Source organism: Fictibacillus sp. 5RED26 (assembly GCF_015903895.1).
Classification (GTDB): domain Bacteria; phylum Bacillota; class Bacilli; order Bacillales; family Fictibacillaceae; genus Fictibacillus; species Fictibacillus phosphorivorans.
In genome coordinates, this window is the sequence record NZ_JACZDU010000005.1 from 114,089 (window position 1) to 136,120 (window position 22,032).

Below are 22,032 nucleotides of genomic sequence, written 5' to 3' on the forward strand. Positions count from 1 at the left end.
AGGATGATTCCAATGACGTATGTGAGCGAAGCATGCTAAGATCGTGTTGCAGATGGAAATAGCCGGTGAAAACTATTTTCGCAGCATGTGGGCGTGTGGGAATTTACCAGAAGTAGAGGAAAAATAAGATCTAATGCAAGGCAATTGATTGAACGAACAATTAATTGAAGTCTAGTTAGGGACAATAACTAGCATTTGTGTATTAGTAAGAAAGGAAAGAACGTTTAAGTGAATAAAGTGATTTTAAGCTAAAGGCGCTGTTTATGTGATGTATACATATTCAGCGTCTTTGTTTTGTTTATATCCTAAATTTGAATACTCAGCTCCATTATGAGTTTTTATATATACGCCTCAAGTCTTAGAACACATTACTTCTTAAAGCCATGGTGATTTTAGGAAGGTTTCGATAAGGTAATAATAGAAACATAGTATAGATGAATTTTTTATTTAAACGAAACTCAGAAACCGTTACATCCGTATGAATAGTAAAGAGTTTATGTCAGGAGTCGATTACAATGAACGGATTTTTAGCTTTTTTTATCCGCATGTTTGTTGCTATCCCAGCTTCAGTAGGAGTATGGCTGGCAAGTATTATCGGGTATGACCAGACCTACCTTTTGTCGTCAGGAATCGCAGTAGCTGGAGGAGCTGCCGCATACACAGCAACAGGACTTCTTCAAAAACAGAGATTTCTAAGTGAACATCACTTATCTAGAAGAGAGTATAAATACATCAGAAAAAATTTAGATGAAGCAAAACCTAAAATTTACAGACTACAAAAAGCAATGTTTTCAGTCCGTGACCTGCCAACTTTAAAACAAAGAGCGGATCTTGTACGTGTAGTTAGAAAGATCCAGAGTTTAACCCAAAAAGAGCCAAGACGTTTTTATCAAGCTGAACAGTTCTATTTTTCTCATTTGGATTCAGCCGTAGAGCTCACTGAAAAATATATGTTTCTATCCTCACAGCCAAGAAAATCGAGGGAATTGACACATTCTTTAGTAGAAACGAGAAGAACTCTAGACGAACTGATCGTTCAGATCGAAAAGGATTTATACCAAGTATTGTCAAATGATATAGATGACTTACATTATGAGATCGATGTAGCGAAGTACTCAATTAAATCTCAAAATGACTCCCAATCCATAAAAAAGGCAGGAGATATAAATGAAAGAAAATAATGCACCACTTAACCATTCAGATGAACCGACAAATCTAATGGATGACTTGTTGGCAAATCCTTTTGGCGAACAGCAAGAATCTACTGTGCCTTCTAGTGAAAACAAGCAGGTACGATTAATCGATGTTCTGCCAGAAGAAAATAAAGAAAAAGCGTATCAGCTGGCGAAACAGATCGATCCGACGAATCACCAGACGATGATCACGTACGGGGCACCTGCACAGGCAAAGCTTCATTCCTTTTCGAACACGATGCTTGATCATGTGAAAAAGAAAGACACAGGACAGATTGGTGAGATCATTGGTGATTTGATGAGAAAGCTTCAAGATGTGAATCCTGAAGAATTAAAGTCAAACAAACCAACATTGATCGGCCGCATGTTCGGAAAGATCTCAGGCTCTGTTCAGGAGGTCCTATCAAAATATCAAAAAACAGGAGCTCAGATTGATCGTATTTCGGTAAAGCTAGACGGCAGCAAGAATGTTCTTATGTCCGATATCGTCATGCTTGAAAAATTGTATGAAAACAACAAAGAGTATTTTCAAGCGTTGAACGTATATATAGCGGCGGGAGAACTTAAGCTGGATGAGCTAAACCAGGTTACGATTCCTGAGATGAGAAGAGTAGCTGAACAGACGAACGATCAGATGAAGTTCCAAGAAGTAAATGATATGGTTCAGTTTGCCGATCGTTTAGATAAACGTGTACATGACTTAAAACTAAGTCGTGAGATTACGATTCAAAGTGCACCACAAATTCGCCTTATTCAAAACACGAACCAAGCGCTGGTAGAAAAAATTCAGTCGTCCATCATGACAGCTATTCCATTATGGAAGAACCAAGTCGCTATTGCATTAACGTTAATCAGACAGCGTAATGCGGTAGAAGCTCAAAAACAAGTTTCCAAAACGACGAACGAGCTTTTACTGAAAAATGCTGAGATGCTAAAAACGAATACGATCGAAACTGCAAAAGAAAACGAACGTGGCTTGATTGATATTGAAACGCTAAAGAAAACGCAGGAAAATCTTCTTTCAACATTAGAAGAGACACTCCGTATTCAAGAAGAGGGACGAGTAAAGCGACGTCTTGCAGAAGAAGAGCTGGCTACGATGGAAATCGGTTTAAGGCAGAAGCTGCTTGAGATTAAAGGTGAATAAACAAAAGAAGGTACCTGTTTAAATGCAGGTACCTTTTACTATAAAATCAACCCCATCATTACCGTGTTCTGATAGGTTCCATTAATAAAGTTATCTTGCTTCAGCAAACCTTCCTCGTCAAAACCGAACTTTTTATAAAGGTCGATTGCCTTCGTATTATGCTCGTTTGTTACGAGACTAATCTTTCTAGTGATTCCATTTTGTCTTGCCCACTCTATAAGTTCATTCATCAATTCTTTGCCTAAACCCAACCCCGCATAGTTTTTAGAAACAACAATCCCCAATGTTCCAACATGTTTGGTTCTTTCCTTCTGCGATGAGTTAATGGTTGCAATCGCAATAATCTCTGAACCGATTGTCGCAAGCAGCATGATAGAGTTCGATTCATTTGAGACAGAGACAATGTAATTACTATAATCCTCTATTTCTCGTTTGAATTCACCAGCTCCAAAGGATAAAAAATCACTTTCACCGCCAACCACATTATAAAAATCGATGATGTTCACTGCATCATCACTTACAGCTTCGCGAATTTCCACTCTATGAGTGTTTTTTAACATAACATTTCGCATCATTCCATCTTCTTTCTGTTCATATGTATAAGACAAATATAACCTACCAGTCTATTCATCGTACAAGCTTATTATTCATGTTTTTTTGATTAAATTTTTAACAAAAGTAGTAATGCATCTCCTATACCCTCGCATAGAATATGAGGATTTGTTATTTCAATAAAGAATAGGAGAGAAGGAATGAAAACGAAAAAGATACTAATTGCATTACTGATGTTTGGTTTCATGTTCTTACTCGTTCAACCAGCAAAGGCAGCAGCTTCATCATTTATCGTCATAAATAAATCAACAAACCAGCTAGCGTATTTTGAAAATAATAAATTATCGAAGGTTTTCAAAGTGGCTACAGGTAAACTGCCATCTTACACACCAGAAGGTAAGTTTAAAATTGTAAACAAGATCACGAATCGGCCTTATTATACAGGTAATATCCCAGGTGGAGATCCGCGCAATCCCTTAGGAAACAGATGGTTAGGCTTAAACGCAAACGGAACATGGGGCACAACGTATGCCATCCATGGAAACAATAATGCAAGTTCCATAGGTAAGTATGTAAGTGCAGGCTGTATCCGTATGTACAACAACGAGGTGCAGTGGTTATATGCTAGGATTTCGGTTAATACCCCTGTTGTGATCACAACTTCAGGTAAATCATTCCCTGCTCTAGCAGCAGCGAATGGATACAAGGTAACAAACAGTTCGACGGTGCCTGTCTTCTCAGTCGTTAATCTAAAAAAGGGTAGCCGTGGTGCCGAAGTCATGGAGCTTCAACGTAGGCTTACGAATCTAGGGTACAGCACAAAAGGAATCGACGGTATATTTGGCGCCAACACTGATGCTGCCGTTCGTAAATTTCAAAAAGCTAAGAAGCTCACAGTTGATGGTGTGGTAGGTCCAGCGACTAAAAAAGCGCTCGGAATGTTTTAATAATGGGAGATCAGCCTTGAAAGACAAAGGGCTGATTTTTTTATTAAAATGAAATTCCCGTTGACACACTCCTCGATATCCAATAAAATGAGAACGAGATTGATAATCATTTTCAATTAAGTTCGATGCTTTAAATATATTTCAAATTACTGTTATAGAGGAGGGCGAATAAAGTGTCTAGACTGTATGCTGAGCATTTGCAAATCTCATATGGTGAACGAGACATCGTAAAGAATCTTAACATTTCCATTCCAGACGGTAAGATCACGACAATCATTGGACCTAACGGGTGTGGGAAGTCAACGGTTTTGAAAACGTTATCGCGTATTCTTAGTCCTAAATCCGGTGTGGTTTATCTAGATGGTAAAGCCGTCAGCAAAGAATCTACGAAAAAGATTGCTCAAAAGATGGCGATTCTTCCTCAGTCACCAGATTCACCAGAAGGACTTACGGTCGGTGAACTTGTTTCTTACGGAAGATTTCCTTATCAAAAAGGCTTCGGAAAGCTTACGAAAAAAGATTTTGAAATAATAGATTGGGCATTAGACGTTACAGGTGTCCTTGAGTTCAAAAATCGTTCTGTAGACGCGCTTTCAGGTGGGCAACGCCAGCGGGTATGGATTGCGATGGCTCTAGCTCAAGAAACGGATATTATCTTGTTGGATGAACCGACTACATACTTGGATTTGTCTCATCAATTGGAAGTTCTAGAGTTGTTATACCAGTTGAACCGGGACGAGAAAAGAACGATCGTAATGGTCATTCATGATTTGAACCATGCCGCTCGCTTTGCTCATCATATGGTCGCGATGAAAGACGGATCTATTTTAAAAGAAGGTACGGCTGAAGAGGTAATGACACGTACGGTCCTACGCAATGTATTTCATATTGATGCAGAGATCGGTGTTGACCCGAGGACGAGAAAACCTGTTTGTCTTACGTATGATCTGATTAAGAATGTAAAGTTAGTTGAGAACTTGGCGTAAATTCGCCTTTCTTTTTTACAGTTAATTGAGAATGATTTTTATTGTCAAATATAGGGGGATAACAAAATGAAAAGAACATCAAAACAATTACTCGTTAGCTTTATGACATTACTTTTAGTGTTTGTACTAGCGGCATGCGGAAATAAATCAGAAGAAGGCGCAAGCACTGGTGAGAAGGAATCGTCGAAAAAAGAAACGAGAATCTATAAAGATGAAAAAGGTAAAGAGATTGAAGTGCCAGCTGAACCGAAACGTGTTGCGATGATGGCTGCAACGTATGCAGGTAACTTGCTAGACTTAGGGATCACACCAGTAGCAGTAAATGAATACCCAAAAGCAAACAAGTTTTATGGAAACAAATTAGACAAAGCTGAAGTGGTAACTGCTGATTCATATGAAAAACTACTAGAATTAGATCCAGATCTAATCATTACGTATTCTGATGACAAAAATATTAAGAAATATGAAGAGATTGCTCCAACGGTTACAATGACGTATGACAAGTATGACTATATGGAACAGCACGTAGAGATCGGAAAGATGGTTAACAAAGAAAAAGAAGCAAAATCATGGGTAGAAGAGTGGAAGAAGAAAGCCGCTGATGCTCGTGAAAAAGTAAAATCGGCAATCGGTGAAGACAAGACGTTTATGGTAATGGAAGCATACGGAAAAGACATGTATGTATACGGTGAGAACTGGGGCCGTGGTACAGAAGTTATCTATCAAGCGCTAGAACTTAAAGCTCCTAAGAAGTTAGAAGAAGATGTATTTGGCCCAGGCTGGAAAGCCATTTCAACCGAAGTGATCCCAACATATGCTGGAGATTATATCTTTGTAGGAACAGGAGCAGGAAATCCAGATAACTCATTCATGGAGTCAGATGTGTGGAAAGAATTGCCGGCTGTGAAGAACGGTAACGCAATTAAGTTTGATTCAGAGTCATTCTATTTCAATGACCCGATTTCACTAGAAAAAGAATTAGATATTATCGTTGAAGAGTTAACGAAAAAGAAATAATAAGCACTTTATAAAAAGGGACAAACGCTATGTTCAAAACAAAAACCAAGCTTATAAAAGAGAATAAAGTGTATTCTAGGCCAGCGGTAGGGACAGCGATTTTATTGCTAGGGTTCGCACTTCTTTTGTTGAGTATCGTTCTTGCGATATCTGTGGGAGCCGCTAAGATTCAGTTTCTGACAGTTTGGAACGCTGTGATCAACTATGATCCTACTAGGGAAGCTGACCGTATCATTATGAGTCTACGATTACCGAGAGAGCTTGGTGCAGCAATCGTCGGTGCGGCGTTTGCTGTAAGTGGAGCAATCATGCAAGGGATGACTAGAAACCCGTTAGCAGACCCTGGTCTACTTGGTTTGAACGCGGGAGCAAGCCTTGCTCTCGCTTGTGTGTTCGCTTTTAATACAGGAGCGAACTATCTTACCGTGATGATTCTATCTTTTATAGGTGCAGGAATAGGTGCGATGCTAGTATTCGGGCTTGGCTCTATGAGCCGAGGTGGATTGACTCCAATCCGGATTACGTTAGCAGGTGCAGCGGTTTCTGCACTGCTTTCTTCCTTAGGAGAAGGCAGTGCGTTATATTTTAAGCTTTCTCAGGACCTTGCGTTTTGGACGGCAGGTGGTGTATCAGGCACAAACTGGGCACAGCTGAAAATTATCGTACCTGTCGTATTGGTTGGAATCATTGTAGCTGTCATGTTCTCAAGGCAGTTAACTATATTAAGCTTTGGTGAAGAAGTAGCACGCGGCCTTGGTCAACGAACTCTATTTACGAAAATCGTTCTCATGACGGTGGTGTTGATCTTAGCGGGTGCTGCCGTTTCACTCGTTGGTGCTATTGCATTTGTAGGTCTTATGGTTCCGCATATCGTGCGGTTCTTAGTTGGAACGGACTATCGGTGGATCATTCCATGTTCCGCGATATTCGGGAGTGTGCTCATGGTGCTAGCAGATACGTTTGCCCGAACGGTAAACGCTCCTTATGAAACACCAGTTGGTGCAGTAGTCGCTATGATCGGGGTACCGTTCTTCCTCTACCTTGCAAGAAAGGGAGGGAGAAAACTATCATGATGAATGCACACCAGATGAAGAGAGTAAGAGTAACGACGATTGCGGCGATCTTGTTGCTGATAGCCGTTTTTATTATAAGTGTTGCAACTGGTTTTGCTTCATTAACACCTTCAGAATTATTTCGAACCATAATGGGGCAAGGAACACCGAGAGAGAATCTTATTCTTTTTGAGTTCCGTTTACCACGTATCATCGTTGCTATTCTTGCGGGGATGGGGCTCGCTGTATCTGGTGCCATCCTCCAAAGTATCACGAAGAACCCGCTTTCAGACCCTGGCATTTTAGGAATAAATGCTGGTGCTGGTCTGATGGTTGTGGTGTATATCATGTTTTTTACAGTGGAAACCACAAGCTTTTTATACGTACTGCCGTTATTTGCCCTATTTGGCGGTATGCTAACAGCGTTTGTGATCTACATCATGTCTTACATAAAAGGTGAAGGTGTTGAACCGACCCGGCTCGTCTTAGTCGGTGTAGGTTTAGCAGCCGCCTTATATGGAGCAACATTGACACTATCTACGAGATTAGATATGGAAGATTATTCGTTCATGGCGAACTGGATGGCAGGCAGGATTTGGGGCGATGATTGGACGTTTGTTTTATCATTGCTGCCATGGATCTTGTTGCTTATCCCTTATACGATGTTTAAATCCAATGTATTAAATACGTTGAATTTGCACGAGAACGTATCTGTCGGTGTAGGTGTGAATGTAAGTAGAGAACGAATTTCTTTGATCATGATCTCGGTAGCACTTGCGTCAGCCTCTGTTGCAGTCAGTGGTGGTATTGCTTTTGTAGGATTGATGGCTCCACATATCGCACGCTCACTAGTCGGCCCGAGACACCAAGTCTTCCTTCCCGTTGCAGCATTAATCGGAGGCATCTTACTCCTGGCAGCTGACACGATCGGAAGAGTAGTATTAGATCCAAGTGGGATACCAGCAGGAATCATTGTGACCATCATTGGTGCTCCGTACTTTATGTACCTGCTTGCAAAAAAATAGATCATGAAATCAGTCTTTGTTAAAAAGGCTGATTTTTTTATTTTTTATAAAACTTTTTTTACTTTCCACGGTCTAATATATAGGTAAGGGTCAGGAGGCTAGAAATTGGAGACAGAACAGCTAGTGAAGGAAGCGATAAAAGGAAACGACGAGGCGTTTTTGAAATTGATTCAAACGTATAAAGTCGATTTATATAAGACTGCTCTATCTTTTTTGCGTAATGAAGAAGAAGCACTCGAGGCGATTCAAGAAGTTACGTATCGTGCTTACAAAAACATAAAAAAGTTAAAGAACGAGTTCTATTTCAAAACGTGGCTGATTCGAATTATGATCAACTATTGTAATGATCAGTTGAAACTAAAAAAGCGAGTCGTCGTGAATGATGAAATGTTGAATTCGTTAGGTGTTTCAGAGAACCATACACAATTAGAGCTGAAGGACGCGATGTTAGATTTAGACGACAGGTCACGCGAAATCCTTACCTTGAAATATTTTAATGACGTAAAGATTAAAGATATAGCGATCATGATGCAGTGTCCAGAAGGTACAGTTAAAACGTGGCTGAATAAGGCATTACGAGCATTAAGAGAAAAGCTAGATGAGAAAGGAGGTAATCTACATGTTTGAAAGAGAGAAAGCACAACTAAACAATTTGAAGAAAGAATATGAAAATATACCGATTTCACTAGATTCTATTGATCAGGCGATATCAACTGGATTTCAGAAGGCAAAAACAGAAGAACGAAAATCTAGAATTAAGAAGAAGAGAAGTGCTTTTGGTTTTATAGCGGCAGCTCTTTTACTCATTGGATTATTTTCTTCTATTAAGATGTCACCGGCTTTAGCTAATTACATTTCTGAGTTACCAGGCATGGAAAAAATAGTGAGTATGATCCGTGATGATAAAGGAAGAATAGCAGCTGTTGAAAAAAAATATTATCAAAAACAAGGCGTATCAGATGAAAAAGATGGGTTAAAAGTTACCATTGATGGAACGATTGCTGATGAGATGGGCATGGTGCTTTTTTATTCGATTGAATCCAAAGAAAAATTAAAAGAGGTTATGTTTGATGATGTAAAGATCAGAGCAAAAGACGGAACCGCACTGGATGAAGCATATAATTCGTTCGGAGATGTCCATTCATCAGAAAAAGGCGAGACCAAGTTTAGCGGCGAAATTGAATATTTCTTTGAAGAGCCTATTGAAGCAAAAGAATATATTGTAGATCTTAAGCTAAAAAACAAAGATTACTCTATTCCGTTGGTGCTTAATAAATTTAAAGAAAAAAGGGAATATGCTGTAGGCAAATCGATGGAACTCCAAGGGCAAAAAATCGATATTGAAAAAGTAACCATCTATCCCTTAAGAGCAGCTGTAAAGCTAAGAATGAATGCTGAGAATGAAATGCAAATTCTTCAACTTGATGATCTTCGAATTGTAGATGAAAACAATGAAGTGTGGGGCAAAATTGCTGATGGAATTACTAGCACAGGTGATAAAAACTCTGTTCAAGAAATTTATCTTCAAAGCAATTACTTTAAAGAACCGAAAGAATTGTATCTAGCTTTAAATAGTGCTCAAGCTATCGATAAAGAAAATGCAGTCATTGTGGTGGATACAGAAAAAATGAAGATTCTAAAACAGCCTAATGGAAACAAGTTAAGAAATCTAAGGAAAGAAGATGGGCAGCTCGTCTTTGATCTGCATACAAAAAAACCTTTCCGTTCGGCGATTTTTAGTACAATAACTGATGCACAAGGTAAAGAAATTGAACTGAGCTCACAGTCCATGGGTACTGAAGAAGAAAAAGGCACAACTCGACTAGGAATAGAGCTGCCCCCAATAGATCGCTCTCAAAATCCTTTAACCATTGACTTAAGCTACTATCCTCAGTGGATTAAGGGTAACGAAAAAATTAGAATTAAATAATCTATGAAGGTGGTCCTTTCAATAAAGGGCTATCTTTTTGCTTAAATCCCTACTACCCTCTATAATGCTAGTTAAATGAGGTGAACGTGATGAGACTAGACCATACCGGAATTGCCGTGAGACGAATAGATGAAGCCATTGAATTTTATACGAATGTACTAGGCGGAAAGCTAACTGAACGATATACAAGTGAAAAGCCTGGAGTAGAGACTCACATTGCCGTGATTGAGCTTGAAAATCAGGTAATTGAACTTCTTGAACCTACGAGTAAGACATCTCCAATCGAGCGGTTCATCCGACAGAAGGGAAAGGGTGTGCATCACCTGGCTTATGAAGTGGACGATCTTCTTCAAACGATTGATGACTTTGAAGCTAGAGGGTATACCTTTTTAAAAGATACGTATCGGACAAATCCTTTTGGCAGAAGGTTAATTTATATGAACCCCGCACATTCACAAGGGCAGATTATTGAGCTGTGTGATTATCCGGACAAGAAGAAGGAGAGCTGACTTGTTAAAAGTCGGTTCTCTTTTTTGTCTTTCCAAAACAATAGATTTTCTTTACAATTAATTATAAGAATATTCTGTAAAGGGTGAAGGTATGAAATGGACAGGTGATCTTGCACATTTTCCTTATCCGTTTAAAGGTTCAACGTATCGTTATTCCAACAATTCAATCCCCATGAAACAGCCTTTTTGCATAGAAGTTACCCCGAGCTACAAAAAAGAGATGCTATTAAAGCGGAAATTATTAAGTGATCACCCCGAGCGTTGTTATCAATCGCTGCCACATTCTATTACAGGGCAGTGGGAGATTGTAGAGCTCTTGATCGATCACTTAGTTTCACAATACCCACAACATTTTTCAGTAGAGAAAGAGAATAATAGTTGGATTTTTTTCAATAAGATATTGGACGAAAAAGTAGAATTTATCTTTGGTGATGAAAACTCTCTTTCATGTGAACCGTTATTCTTTATTAGTCATCATGTGCAAGAAGATCTTATTTATATGAGACAGCGTGACGATGATCTGTATTTGGATGCAGGACAGCTTTGTTTTCCTGCTAACTGGTCTCTCGCTTTTAACATAGGAATGAAATTTAAAAACATTCATCATCCTATCCCTGGGTTTAAGGAAGAGGGGCTAGATCAACGAATTCTACAATTTCTAATGAGGCTTGAAGCCGGAACACCTTGGGAACGTTTGAATTGGTCGCTTATGGCAGGTGATCGACTTGATACATCTCTTGAAACCTTTGATCAGTGGGGTAAGCTGCGCAAACACGTAACGAGGGAGAACGCAGGTGAGCTTGTTCATATACGAGTAGAGGTGCAGAAGTTATTCAGACTGCCAAGAACGAATAGCATCCTCTTTTCCATTCACACACATTTGCTGTCCCTTGAACAACTATCAACAAACAGAGAATGGCTGCAGCAATTTAACAAAATCCTGTCCGAACTTCCCACACATATTGTTGAATACAAAGGAATCTCTCATTATAAAGCTTCACTGATGCATTACTTGGAGGAACAGCTGGAACGAGTGAAGGCCACATGAAAAAGGAAGCTGTCTTTATAAATGGGAAAAGAAAGTATATTTTTTGTGGAGATGAGCAAGGTTTAAAACTGTTAAGCAATGTGTTGAAAAAGGGAAAAGAAGAAGGGCTTACTTATGACCGGTATCTACTGTCAGATCTTAAAATGACCTTGTTGGAAGATTTCTTGAAGTCTCAAAAGATGGGCACCTTTGTTTATTTGGCTATCCCGTTCTTAGTACTTCAACAATTTCGTAAAGCTCTAGAGGATATCGGTTATTTAGAGGAAGACGTCCAATACATTGGATATGGAGAAAGAAAAATTCCTGTCTTTTGCTGTCGTTGTCATGAAATCAATATGTCCAATCAGGAGCAAAACAGACTGTTTTGTGATCGCTGTTCTTTAGAACTTGAAGTATCAGACCATTATTCTGCTATGCACAATGCATTCCTAGGTTATGTTGCAAAACTATAGGAGGTGGACTTAATTGTATAAAGAATCTACATTATCAGTTCAAATCTCCTCTATTGTTCAAGAGACGGAGCATGTTAAGAGATTTACCCTAGAGATAGCAAAGGGAAAACAACTTCCGCGGTTTAGTGGAGGTTCGCATATCTCAACTTACCTTGAAACGCCAAAAGGGTTACTCGTTAGGCAATACTCTTTAACCAGTCATCCTGACGACTGTTCACACTATGAGATTGCTGTACGGTTAAGTGAAGCTTCTAAAGGCGGTTCGCGAATCTGGCATCAATCAATGAAAGTAGGAGATCATCTACAGATTAGTTATCCGAAAAACCATTTCCCATTAAGCTTTAAAGCGCGGCATCACGTATTTTACGCTGCTGGAATCGGAATTACGCCCTTTATTTCCATGATGCAAGAGCTAAGGGATAAAGGGCAAACGTTTGAACTTCATTACGCTTCCAAATCAAAACAATATTGTTCTTTTTATGAGTTTATAACCCAGCATTATTCTGAGCAAAGTCATTTTTATTTTTCAGAAGATAACCACCGAATTCCTACTTTATTTTTAGAAAACCACCTCGTCGGTACGCATGTGTATTTTTGTGGCCCTGAAACTTTTATAGAGCATTTTGTAAAGGCGGCACAAGATTTAGGCTATCCTAAAAAGTCTGTACACCAAGAACGTTTTTCACCACCTCAACTAAAACGTGTAAAACCCTTTAAGGTCTCACTCAAAAGCGGGAATGAAATATGGGTAGATGAAAAGCAATCCATGTTAGATGCTTTACTGCAGCATGGCTTAAATGTTCCATATTCATGCAAAGTAGGACGATGCGGAACATGTGAGCTATCGGTCATAGCAGGTAATATTGATCATTTTGATTTCTTTCTTAGTGAGGATCAACAGAATGCACAAAATTGTATTTTGCCCTGTGTTTCACGAGCAAAGTCAGATAAACTAGTGATGGAGATAAAATAAGTTAGCGTTGGAGAGGTTGCTATGTACGGAAACAATGGTAAGTATACGGATAGACCAAAATGGTATTCATATTTGATTATGATTGCTTTCATTCTTTTTCTTTCTAGTGTTTTGTATTATTTAGTAAAAGCTTTTGTTGATTCAAATGACAGGGACTTTGGGCTGACTCTCCTAACCGCTTTTTCAATTTTACTAATCACACCTTTAGTGATATATCTAACATACCATTTATTCTTTGGATTTCGTAAAGTAACAGACTGGGAACTAACCGAAAAGGGCTATAAGACCACACAAACTGATCTAAAGACAAAGGAGACAACCAGTTCGGAGTTTCTATTTTCACAAGCCGTACAATGTCTGATCTCTCCTTTATCCGTCAGCGTTTACAGAGCAAACTCCACTGCGAAGACACGCTATAATAAATATATCTTGCTAAACATTGTTTATCGGAAAAATGATGGAGTACTTGATGTATTCCAATTTTCTCATTATGACGAAGCGGAACTTTATCCATGGTTAGTAAAGTTAAGGCAACACAATGTTCCACTAGAAATTACAGATTATGAATTGTCAAAGGTATCAGCAGTTGACCTTTTACCAGTTGTTCAACATGAGGTTGAGCGCATACCTTATACTTTAGGGGATACATTAAAAGATTTTGGGTTAATGACTGTAACAACAAATAAACCAAACGATTACACGCTGCATATGACCAAAAGATTGTTAGATGCTAATAAGTTCGTAAAAAATAAATTAGCAAACAAAAAGATTTTCACGGTGCAATTTTTAGCAATGATTGTTTTTCTAAGTCTCTTTTACAAAGAATATAACAGTGATGAAACATTAAAGTTACCAGCGCAAATCATATTTTACATTTCATTTTCTATTTTTTTCATACTTTATTTATACGGAGTACCAAAAATAAAATTTTTGGCTTTTCTAAAATTCGCAGGCATTTTTGTTCTTCAATGGATTATAGCTCTACTTTTAGTAGATTTAATCATACAAAGCTTAGTTGAACCATTTATCGCTAGTATATTTTTTGATATCTTTCGTTTTGTATTTTATTCTCCTATTATAAGTATAGTTGCTATCTTGGCTAGAGCGATAAGACCAGCACTCTACCACGAAAAATATCGCAATGATCTTGAAAAGTTAAATCGAGGGAAAGATACCGCTGCAAGCTAAATCTTATTAAAAGTGCTTCACAAGGTGTATAATTTAAAAAGTTAATGTAAGGGAAGTCTGACTGAATTTTTTCAGCAGACTTTTTTATTTTATAAATGTTAGGAGTTTTTATTTGTGAAGCACCGCAGATTGTTAGTCTACCTTGTTGCACTTGCTGCGTTTCTCGGTCCTTTTTCTCAAACGATCTACGTACCTCTTATTCCTGAGGTGACGAAAGAACTTCATACAACATCTTTCTTGGTTAATTTTTCGATCTCGATCTATACGATTTTCCTGGCTTTGATGCAGATGGTCTATGGACCACTTACGGATTCGATCGGACGGCGTAAAGTGATGCTAACAGGTATCCTGATTTACTTAGCGGCTACGATCGGATGTTATTTTTCTTCATCCATTGAATTTCTTTTAGTGTTTCGCTCTATGCAAGCCATCGGAATTGCTGCGGGTTCTGTTGTAGCAGTAACTGTTATTGGGGATCTGTTCGAAGGGAAAGATCGGATTCAGCCGATGGGAACATTTCAGATGATGGTTTCGCTTGGCCCTGTTTTAGGTCCTGTAGTTGGTGGCTTTTTAAGTGCTTCGTTCGATTTTCATATGATTTTTATTGCGTTAATGTGTGTTGGATTTATTATCTTTGCAGGAAATTTTATCTTTTTGCACGAAACAAAACCAAGTACGTCAAAGAAGCAGAACTTTAGGTTTTCAGATTTCCTTACTATTTTGCAAAACCGTATCGGTTACACTGTGATCGGCTTAGGATTCATTCAGTATTACGCTCTGTATAACTTCCTAGTGTTCCTACCTGCTATTATGAGTGAAAGGTACGAATTGTCTGTAGAACAAAAAGGTCTAGTATTTCTACCATTATCTCTCGGCATCGTAGTGGGCAGCTTTATTGGCGGCAAAATGAGAAAATACAATGAACGAAAAGTGATCGTATACTCTGCCTTTTTAAACGTCATTTCTTTATTGTTGTTTATCCTAGTCTCAAACGTCTCGCTCATCTTATTGATCATTTCGATCTCATTCTTTGGTCTATTCTTAGGTATGTCATTACCCGTACAGACAGCTCTCCTTACACAAGAGTTCCAAGCCAATCGTGCTACAGCAATTGGTGCTTATAACTTTTTCAGATACATGGGGATGTCGATCGGACCCCTGTTAGGCAGCTTTCTCTATCATCTTGGTAGTTACGGTTTGGTATATGGATTTGTAGATGTACTCCTACTCCTTTTTGTCATTTTAATGAGAAAACATTTAATACAAAATAAAAAATCCTTCAATTAGATTTTAGAAGCTATTATTTAGGGTATATTGAATCCATACCGTACTTGCTGTAAGCTAAGATTAAACAAAAGTTAGACAGGATGTATGAGTATGTATCTTACAATAAAAGAAACGGCTGAATATTTATCGATGCCTGAAGCGGCAGTTGAAAGCTTAGTTCAGCAGAATAAAATCCGTACCATTTTTGACGGTAACCAGCATCTTATTAACAAAGAACAGTTCAATACTCATTTTGAACAGTTAGAAAAATATAAGAAAATGGTTGAGGAGTACTTGAGTGAACCCATTCCAGAAGATTGGGATGCAAAAGACGAAGATTAGAGCAATGATAAATTAGGGTAGATGGGGAGAGTGGAAAAGAGATGCATAGAGATAAGGCACTGCATTCTTTTTTAATTGAAAAAACATGGCAGTTGACGGAAGATTGGTACCAATCAATTGATAAATCAAAGGCCACGGGGGTATACGCTTCCACAAATCCCAAGACGATCGAAACGCTTAAACAGCAAAATCATGAATTTCATGAACATTTTTGTGAGGTTTTTGTTACAGAAGAAAGTAAATTTCTAAAAGACTTTGAAAGATGGGTGCTTATGATTGCTCAAGATGATGAGCATTTAAACACACCTGTTACAGTGATCATGAAAGAATTCTTCAATGTACAAAAACAGTATTTAAATCTGGTTCAAGAATTTGTTAATATTCATCAAGGTGAATATCCTCAAACCATCATCGATGCTTGGAACGAGATTATTATTGAAACATTTAATAAAATTGTGACATGGTTTGTTGAAGAAAACCAAAAGTATAGTGAAGAGAAATTAATCGCGCAGCAAGAGATGATCAACGAGCTAAGTTCACCAGTCATCGCACTGAATAATCATATGGGCCTGTTGCCATTAATCGGTGTGATCGATACACAAAGAGCAAAGTACATTGTTGAAAATACGCTCGAGCAGTGTACCGAAAAAGAGATCACACATCTTTTTATCGATCTCTCTGGTGTACTAATTATTGATACGATGGTCGCTCAGCAGATTTTCTCTCTTATTGAAACGCTTGGTCTGATCGGAGTAAAGTCAACCTTGTCTGGCATCCGACCTGAAATTGCAATGACCGCTATTCAATTAGGTTTATCCTTTGAGAAAGTTTCCATTAAATCGAACCTCGCTCAAGCAATCGGTTCACAACAATAACGAATAAATGAGTGAATGAAGACCAGGGGAACCTGGTCTTTATTATTTTTGTATATCAGAATTGGGCCATGCCACCTTCTCATAAACTTTAAAATGTAATTCATTTTCTTAAAAGGGTGTTGAGGATGGATATCTTTCAAGGTTTAACGGGGGAAATAATTTTACCAAATGATCCGCAATATGACGCTGCACGTCAAGAATGGAACAGAGCCATTCAAAAATTCCCTAGTGTTATTGTCTATTGTTCTGAATATGGAGATGTAAGCCGAGCTATTTTGTGGGCGCAAAAGTATGGTAAGGATATACGAATTCGATCAGGGGGTCATCACTATGAAGGTTATTCGACGGGTAATGGTGTTTTGGTCATAGATATCAGTCGATTAAATGGTGCGGCTTTTAATGAAGAGGAAGGAATTGTTACCGTTCAAGGAGGGATTCAGAACAAAGATCTCTATCAAGCGGTAGGTTCTAGAGAATACCCTTTTCCAGGAGGAACGTGTCCGACTGTAGGCGTAAGTGGTTTTGTACTTGGTGCAGGATGGGGTTTTTCTAGTCGATTATTCGGTTTAGGTTGTGACAGCTTGGTGGAACTAGAGTTAATCAACTATAAAGGTATGTTATTAAAAGTGAATGAAACAGAAAATAGTGATCTGTTTTGGGCATGCAAAGGTGCAGGCGGAGGTAACTTTGGAGTTGTCGTTTCTATGACGTTCAAACTGCCACCTAAAATTGAACAAGTGACATTGTTTGAGCTATATAAGCCTGATGCCACAACAAAAGAGCTAGGTAAGTTTTTGCGAATTTGGCAGAAGTGGCTTGTAAATTTAGATGAACGAATGTGTTTGAATGCTAGCATGTATAACGCTGTGTCTGAGGGGCTTGCTATCTTTGGTAGAGGATTTTTTTATGGAACGAAGGAAGAAGCGTTGAAACTGTTAGATGTATATAGAAAAATAGATGGATTTCAAATCAATGCTAAATCTTTAACATTTTTAGAAGCTGTTACGGAAGTTCAATCTACCTATCCGCCATATGAAAAGTTTAAATCGACCGGACGCTTCGTATACAAAGAATACGACCGAGAAGAAGTGGAAGCAATCGTGAATCTTGTGAAAAAGCGTGCGGAAGGTTCCGTGTTTGCAGCACTCACCGTGTATGCGATGGGAGGTCAGATTCGAAATGTTGGTAAAACAGAGTCTGCTTTTTATTACCGAAAAGCACGTTATATCTTAGGCATTCAATCTGTATGGGAAGATCCGGCCGTCGCAGAAGAAAATAGAAGATGGGTGGAAAAAAGGTTCAGATATTTGAAGACCATCACGAAAGGGTCATTTGTTAATTTTCCATACAGCGAACTGAATGACTATGAAAAAGAGTATTTTGGCAGAAATGTGGAGAGACTTCAGCGAATCAATCAAAAATACGATCCTAAAAGAGTGTTTGCTTTTCCGCAATCCATCCGTTGATATAAAATGTAGGTAGAGTGCTGCATGACAAAAGGAGTTTGTTTCATTGAAAATATTCAAAAGTATACTGTTTCTCGCGATCCTTGCATCTATCTTTTATCTGATCACATTGGAATGGAAAAAGAGGAACACACCACTGCCTACTGAATTGCATCCGATCGTGGCAGAAAACCGTGATCTTTTAATACAAAAAGCGTCCGAAAAAGGAATTAATATTGTAATAACCGATGATTTTCGATCCGCAGCAGAACAGGATCGGCTGTATGAACAAGGCCGTTCAAGAGAAGGAACCATTGTGACTCATGTAGAAGGTGGCGAATCTTATCATAACTACGGTCTAGCGATTGATTTTGCTCTTAAACTGGATGATGATTCTGTCGTCTGGGATCTTGAACGAGATGACAATGGGAATGGGCAGTCGGATTGGATGGAAGTAGTTGCGATTGCCAAAGATTTAGGTTTCGAGTGGGGTGGAGATTGGGCTGGTTTTAAGGATTACCCACACCTTGAGATGGACTTTGGGTTGAGTATTCGGGAGTTGCGGTATGGGGAAAGACCTCCAACGAATATTAGGAATTAGGGGAAACCTTAGTTCCTTTTTTGTTGGAGATTAAAGAAGGTGAAAAAAGAACTATTTTTATTGGTTTATTTTAGGAGAAAAGGGGTATATTTTACGTGGAAAAAAATAACTGTTAATGATATTTTTATATAATGATAGGGAATTTGACCTGATGAATAAGTAACTGGACGTTATGGGAGGTAAAGGTGTGGGATTTTCAGATGATTTAAGTGCTATCTATAGTAGTCTTTCAAGTCGCACCGCGGCCATAGATGAAAAAATCTCTAGGCTGCAGCGAGCTAAAGGTGAGATTAATCAAGAACAAAACACGAGTATGCAAGAAATTCGAAAGATACTAGAACCAGAGCTTGGTAGTTTGTGGATGGGAAATCGAGCGAATGCCTTTGATCAATCGAGAGAAGAAGCATACAAGATTATGCAAGATATTGTAAACGATGACTATGAGGATTATCAACAAAAGATAGGTGTTGTAATCGGCTTATTAAAAATAGAAAGAGAATCTTTAAGTGTTATTGGAGGCTTAGCCAATGAAGCTAGTCAATTGCTAGACAAGGGTGAAGATGCTCTTGAGGAACTAGGAAGCAGAATTGATGATCTGAAAAGGAGGATCTTTTAATGCAGACCATAAAGCTACAATTTCATGATGTTACTCAACAACTGGGTGAAACACAGAAAGCGCTTGACGCTCTAACTCTTCCAAGCCCTTCAGCTGGAGCACTTGGAAAGAACGAACTTCAGTTTACGAAAGAATTTCTAGAGCGTGAAGAAAATCTTCATAAGATGATACTTGAGTACATGAATGTAGTAACAAAAAATATTGAGGATACAAAAGCGAATATTGAGATACTAAAGAATCAGGACGAAGCGATTTTTAGAAATAAATAGAAAGAGGGCATCTGGAAAATGAGAAGTCATGTACTTGAAGCTTCAACTTTAAATGCTGCAACTGAAGAAAGAGCCCATCAATATGAAAGATTAAGAGAGCAGGTTCAGAAAATAATATACTAAATCAGGTACAATGCTTAAAGGAGATGAAGATCAAGTTTTATTACTTTTAAATTATCCTCTAGATTGGATCAAGGAAATGATATTGGTTAAAGAACAAATTAAAAAAGTAATTGACATAGTAATTGAAAAAAACACAATAAGAGAGCATGAATTTCTTGATACATTATTGGAGAAATTAGAAAAGTTATTAGGTTTAATTGGTAAAGAGGGCATTGAAGATACAAGTGTGAATTCGGGGATAAATGGAGTGTTGCGTGCTTATTTTGATACGGATCTCGTTGAAAGTTACGATGAGCCACTTGTTATTGAGCTTGATAAATTAGAATTGATGTTACGAGATAAAAAATAGCAAGGGCATCATGTCGATATATTTCTGTTAACCTTGTTGTTTCAGATTCTGCTTTAAACGTTTAGGATTACATGACCAAAGCAGATCAACATGGTGAGTGGTTATGTAAACAAATTAGATATCATCAAGGACTGTTAGATGAAAACTATTTTAGTTTGGGAAAATATCATTCAATGGGAAGATTTCAGGTCTCGCCAGACACAAATTAATATACTCTATAATAATTAGGTTTAAGACTTTTTTGTTAGAGTTGCTTAGATAATTATAGTAAGTTTAAACGCACAAATGAAAATTGGTCAGCATTGCTATTAAAAGAAGAGTTTTACATGGATGCTAAAGCATATGGATATCATATTGGAAGATGGTAAGGTATGAATAAAAATGATCTAAAAGATAAACTTGAAAGTTTGGGAATTGAGAATAATGATTATAATCTAGCAGAAAAACCGTTTCGTGAATTAGAAATGGGTTTAATAAAAGATACTAACCAGTGGAAGGTATATCAATCCTTGGAAAAAGCGGAAATAAATATTATAGAAACTTTTGAAAATGAAAGTGATGCATGTGAATTATTACTAAAATACTTAGTGATGAGAAAAAACAGAAAAGAAAGAAATAGGTAATATTTTTACTTGAAAAGTTCCAAATATAGAAGATGTTAAATAAGACCACGGGAGTATCAATGAAAAAAGCGGAAGTAAACGATGTCAAAAAAATGATTCTGATTTTACAGAGTAATCTTGGACTAGAGTATACAGTTCTACAACAACAAGATGAGGATAATAGTATTCATGTTTATAAAAAAATAAAAGATGAACTTTCACAAGAAGTGTATCTAGAACTTAAAATGAACGATGTAAAAAATGAATATAGATTATTTCTTGTACAAAAAGGAAAAAAATTCGAAAAGGCTACTTTTGAAAATAAATTGGATAGTATATGCGGTTTAGGTATTTATGCTGAATCTGTATTAGGTGATTATACACGAGATCACAAAACACAAAATGAAATATTAAATTTGGAAAAAAATCAATTAGATTTGTTAAATCAGATATTGAAGTTAAAAGTTGGTGAAAAGTATTACTCCATTTCTATAGAAAAAAAAGGATTAATTAATTTAGAAAAGTTAAACAACGGGAGCTTTAACGTATACTATTTGTCCATCGATGAAAATAAAATCATTTTAGTTGAGAACAGAGAAGCACCAAGTGCTTTCTTAGTTATATATAATTTTTCATTAAAGTTAAAACGTTTTCATGATTTGTGTGCAAAGTGGAAAAATGATGTTAACTTAAATTTAATAACAGAAGAAAAAATTAAAAGGTTATATCTAGGAAAATAGGAGATGGTATTGAACAACAATTATGGTGAGACACGTGCTATTTAGCTAGATAAATTATGATTAATCTTACTGCAGAAAAAAATAACAAGAGCATCTATTGTATATTGAACAGAAATTTTACAGATAAAATTTGCAATTTGAAAGAATGATTAAGATGAATCAGTTTCAGTTTATTGCAGCTACAAATCTATTAGGTTTAAAGATTAACATTACAAATGGAAATATAGTAGAGGTTAAACAGCCTTATGAAAACTATCTTCAGGTATTGAAGGATGGTCTTTCTTGGGAGTATTCTGAAGTTAATTTTGAAAGAAAACCAGGTCCTCAAAAAGAAAATATCGCTAATTTCAATGATGAAGAGCAGGCTTTACAATATTTCTTTATACACTTATTAAAGAAATCCTATTTCAAAGAGATATTTCCTCCTAATAATCCAGCACATCAAATTAATGATTTAAATGCATTAACACAATACTTATATGGATTAGGCGTTACAGATGAATATTTTAGTTTTGACCATGTTAAACCAATTGAAATTTATGGTGATGTGGATAGCAATCATCACATAAAGATAAGTTTTATTAACAGTTTGAATCAAAAGAGTTTTACTACAATGCCATTGCCGACAAAAAGGGGTATTTTTGCAATGTATAGATTTACATATTCTCTATTTTTGCTTAAGCAAGTAGAGAAGAGGTTACTAGAGGAAAACATTATAAATAAATCATTTAGTGATTGGGAAATTGAATTATTTATTAAATAATTTTTTTTTAAAAAAAATTCCA

The 22,032-nt window shown here is 37.3% G+C and carries 26 protein-coding genes; 25 read left to right on the top strand and 1 reads right to left on the bottom strand.

Annotated elements, in window-relative coordinates:
- Positions 1-515 precede the first annotated feature (515 nt).
- Both IHV10_RS17415 and IHV10_RS17420 read left to right on the top strand, forming a co-directional pair.
- Positions 516-1,181, top strand: a complete 666-nt coding sequence (locus tag IHV10_RS17415; RefSeq protein WP_197132439.1) for a 5-bromo-4-chloroindolyl phosphate hydrolysis family protein — start codon at positions 516-518, stop codon at positions 1,179-1,181.
- Positions 1,168-2,340, top strand: coding sequence for a toxic anion resistance protein (locus IHV10_RS17420; RefSeq protein WP_197132441.1), 1,173 nt, complete (start codon positions 1,168-1,170; stop codon positions 2,338-2,340). The genes IHV10_RS17415 and IHV10_RS17420 overlap by 14 nt, the downstream gene beginning before the upstream one ends.
- Positions 2,341-2,378: 38 nt before the next feature.
- Here the strand turns inward: IHV10_RS17420 and IHV10_RS17425 are convergent, their stop codons facing one another.
- The gene (locus IHV10_RS17425; protein WP_231619603.1) at positions 2,379-2,948 is read right to left on the bottom strand and encodes a GNAT family N-acetyltransferase; all 570 of its coding nucleotides are present in this window, start codon (positions 2,946-2,948) and stop codon (positions 2,379-2,381) included.
- A 144-nt stretch (positions 2,949-3,092) separates the two neighbouring features.
- Between IHV10_RS17425 and IHV10_RS17430 the strand changes: the two genes are divergently transcribed.
- From IHV10_RS17430 to IHV10_RS17540, 23 genes are all read left to right on the top strand, one after another.
- Positions 3,093-3,839: a L,D-transpeptidase family protein gene (locus IHV10_RS17430; protein WP_197132443.1), complete on the top strand. Its 747-nt coding sequence runs from the start codon at positions 3,093-3,095 to the stop codon at positions 3,837-3,839.
- 173 nt (positions 3,840-4,012) lie between these two features.
- The gene (locus tag IHV10_RS17435; RefSeq protein ID WP_197132445.1) at positions 4,013-4,825 is read left to right on the top strand and encodes an ABC transporter ATP-binding protein; all 813 of its coding nucleotides are present in this window, start codon (positions 4,013-4,015) and stop codon (positions 4,823-4,825) included.
- 66 nt (positions 4,826-4,891) lie between these two features.
- Positions 4,892-5,842, top strand: a complete 951-nt coding sequence (locus IHV10_RS17440; RefSeq protein ID WP_197132447.1) for an iron-hydroxamate ABC transporter substrate-binding protein — start codon at positions 4,892-4,894, stop codon at positions 5,840-5,842.
- A gap of 29 nt (positions 5,843-5,871) precedes the next feature.
- A complete protein-coding gene (locus IHV10_RS17445; RefSeq protein ID WP_197132449.1) occupies positions 5,872-6,915 on the top strand; it encodes a FecCD family ABC transporter permease in 1,044 nt (347 codons plus the stop codon).
- Positions 6,912-7,919, top strand: coding sequence for a FecCD family ABC transporter permease (locus IHV10_RS17450; protein WP_197132451.1), 1,008 nt, complete (start codon positions 6,912-6,914; stop codon positions 7,917-7,919). The genes IHV10_RS17445 and IHV10_RS17450 overlap by 4 nt, the downstream gene beginning before the upstream one ends.
- Positions 7,920-8,024: 105 nt before the next feature.
- Complete coding sequence (locus IHV10_RS17455; RefSeq protein ID WP_197132453.1) at positions 8,025-8,546, top strand: sigma-70 family RNA polymerase sigma factor; 522 nt, start codon at positions 8,025-8,027, stop codon at positions 8,544-8,546.
- On the top strand, positions 8,539-9,849 hold the full coding sequence (locus IHV10_RS17460) for a DUF4179 domain-containing protein (RefSeq protein WP_197132456.1): 1,311 nt from the start codon (positions 8,539-8,541) through the stop codon (positions 9,847-9,849). The genes IHV10_RS17455 and IHV10_RS17460 overlap by 8 nt, the downstream gene beginning before the upstream one ends.
- A gap of 89 nt (positions 9,850-9,938) precedes the next feature.
- Positions 9,939-10,358: a VOC family protein gene (locus IHV10_RS17465; protein ID WP_153238175.1), complete on the top strand. Its 420-nt coding sequence runs from the start codon at positions 9,939-9,941 to the stop codon at positions 10,356-10,358.
- A gap of 91 nt (positions 10,359-10,449) precedes the next feature.
- Positions 10,450-11,406 carry a heme-dependent oxidative N-demethylase family protein gene (locus IHV10_RS17470; RefSeq protein ID WP_197132459.1) on the top strand — a complete coding sequence of 319 codons (957 nt, stop codon included), beginning with the start codon at positions 10,450-10,452 and terminating at the stop codon, positions 11,404-11,406.
- Positions 11,403-11,858: a dimethylamine monooxygenase subunit DmmA family protein gene (locus tag IHV10_RS17475; RefSeq protein WP_197132462.1), complete on the top strand. Its 456-nt coding sequence runs from the start codon at positions 11,403-11,405 to the stop codon at positions 11,856-11,858. The genes IHV10_RS17470 and IHV10_RS17475 overlap by 4 nt, the downstream gene beginning before the upstream one ends.
- A 13-nt stretch (positions 11,859-11,871) precedes the next feature.
- Entirely contained in the window at positions 11,872-12,831 is a 960-nt protein-coding gene (locus tag IHV10_RS17480) for a PDR/VanB family oxidoreductase (RefSeq protein WP_197132465.1), read from the top strand.
- Between the two features lie 21 nt (positions 12,832-12,852).
- Positions 12,853-14,019 (top strand): hypothetical protein, encoded by a 1,167-nt coding sequence (locus tag IHV10_RS17485; protein ID WP_197132468.1) that lies wholly within the window; start codon positions 12,853-12,855, stop codon positions 14,017-14,019.
- A 114-nt stretch (positions 14,020-14,133) separates the two neighbouring features.
- Complete coding sequence (locus IHV10_RS17490; RefSeq protein WP_197132471.1) at positions 14,134-15,306, top strand: MFS transporter; 1,173 nt, start codon at positions 14,134-14,136, stop codon at positions 15,304-15,306.
- 90 nt (positions 15,307-15,396) lie between these two features.
- Positions 15,397-15,627, top strand: coding sequence for an excisionase family DNA-binding protein (locus IHV10_RS17495; RefSeq protein WP_197132473.1), 231 nt, complete (start codon positions 15,397-15,399; stop codon positions 15,625-15,627).
- Between the two features lie 41 nt (positions 15,628-15,668).
- Positions 15,669-16,502 carry an STAS domain-containing protein gene (locus IHV10_RS17500; protein WP_197132476.1) on the top strand — a complete coding sequence of 278 codons (834 nt, stop codon included), beginning with the start codon at positions 15,669-15,671 and terminating at the stop codon, positions 16,500-16,502.
- 125 nt (positions 16,503-16,627) lie between these two features.
- Positions 16,628-17,968 (top strand): FAD-binding oxidoreductase, encoded by a 1,341-nt coding sequence (locus IHV10_RS17505; protein ID WP_197132479.1) that lies wholly within the window; start codon positions 16,628-16,630, stop codon positions 17,966-17,968.
- A gap of 46 nt (positions 17,969-18,014) precedes the next feature.
- Positions 18,015-18,548 carry a M15 family metallopeptidase gene (locus tag IHV10_RS17510; protein WP_197132482.1) on the top strand — a complete coding sequence of 178 codons (534 nt, stop codon included), beginning with the start codon at positions 18,015-18,017 and terminating at the stop codon, positions 18,546-18,548.
- Between the two features lie 187 nt (positions 18,549-18,735).
- Entirely contained in the window at positions 18,736-19,164 is a 429-nt protein-coding gene (locus IHV10_RS17515; RefSeq protein WP_191754486.1) for a YwqH-like family protein, read from the top strand.
- Complete coding sequence (locus IHV10_RS17520) at positions 19,164-19,433, top strand: DUF5344 family protein (protein WP_197132484.1); 270 nt, start codon at positions 19,164-19,166, stop codon at positions 19,431-19,433. The genes IHV10_RS17515 and IHV10_RS17520 overlap by 1 nt, the downstream gene beginning before the upstream one ends.
- Before the next feature lie 133 nt (positions 19,434-19,566).
- Positions 19,567-19,905, top strand: a complete 339-nt coding sequence (locus tag IHV10_RS17525) for a hypothetical protein (protein ID WP_197132485.1) — start codon at positions 19,567-19,569, stop codon at positions 19,903-19,905.
- Between the two features lie 371 nt (positions 19,906-20,276).
- Positions 20,277-20,528 carry a hypothetical protein gene (locus tag IHV10_RS17530; RefSeq protein ID WP_197132487.1) on the top strand — a complete coding sequence of 84 codons (252 nt, stop codon included), beginning with the start codon at positions 20,277-20,279 and terminating at the stop codon, positions 20,526-20,528.
- 59 nt (positions 20,529-20,587) lie between these two features.
- A complete protein-coding gene (locus IHV10_RS17535) occupies positions 20,588-21,247 on the top strand; it encodes a hypothetical protein (protein ID WP_197132489.1) in 660 nt (219 codons plus the stop codon).
- A 154-nt stretch (positions 21,248-21,401) separates the two neighbouring features.
- A complete protein-coding gene (locus tag IHV10_RS17540; protein ID WP_197132491.1) occupies positions 21,402-22,010 on the top strand; it encodes a hypothetical protein in 609 nt (202 codons plus the stop codon).
- Positions 22,011-22,032 lie beyond the last annotated feature (22 nt).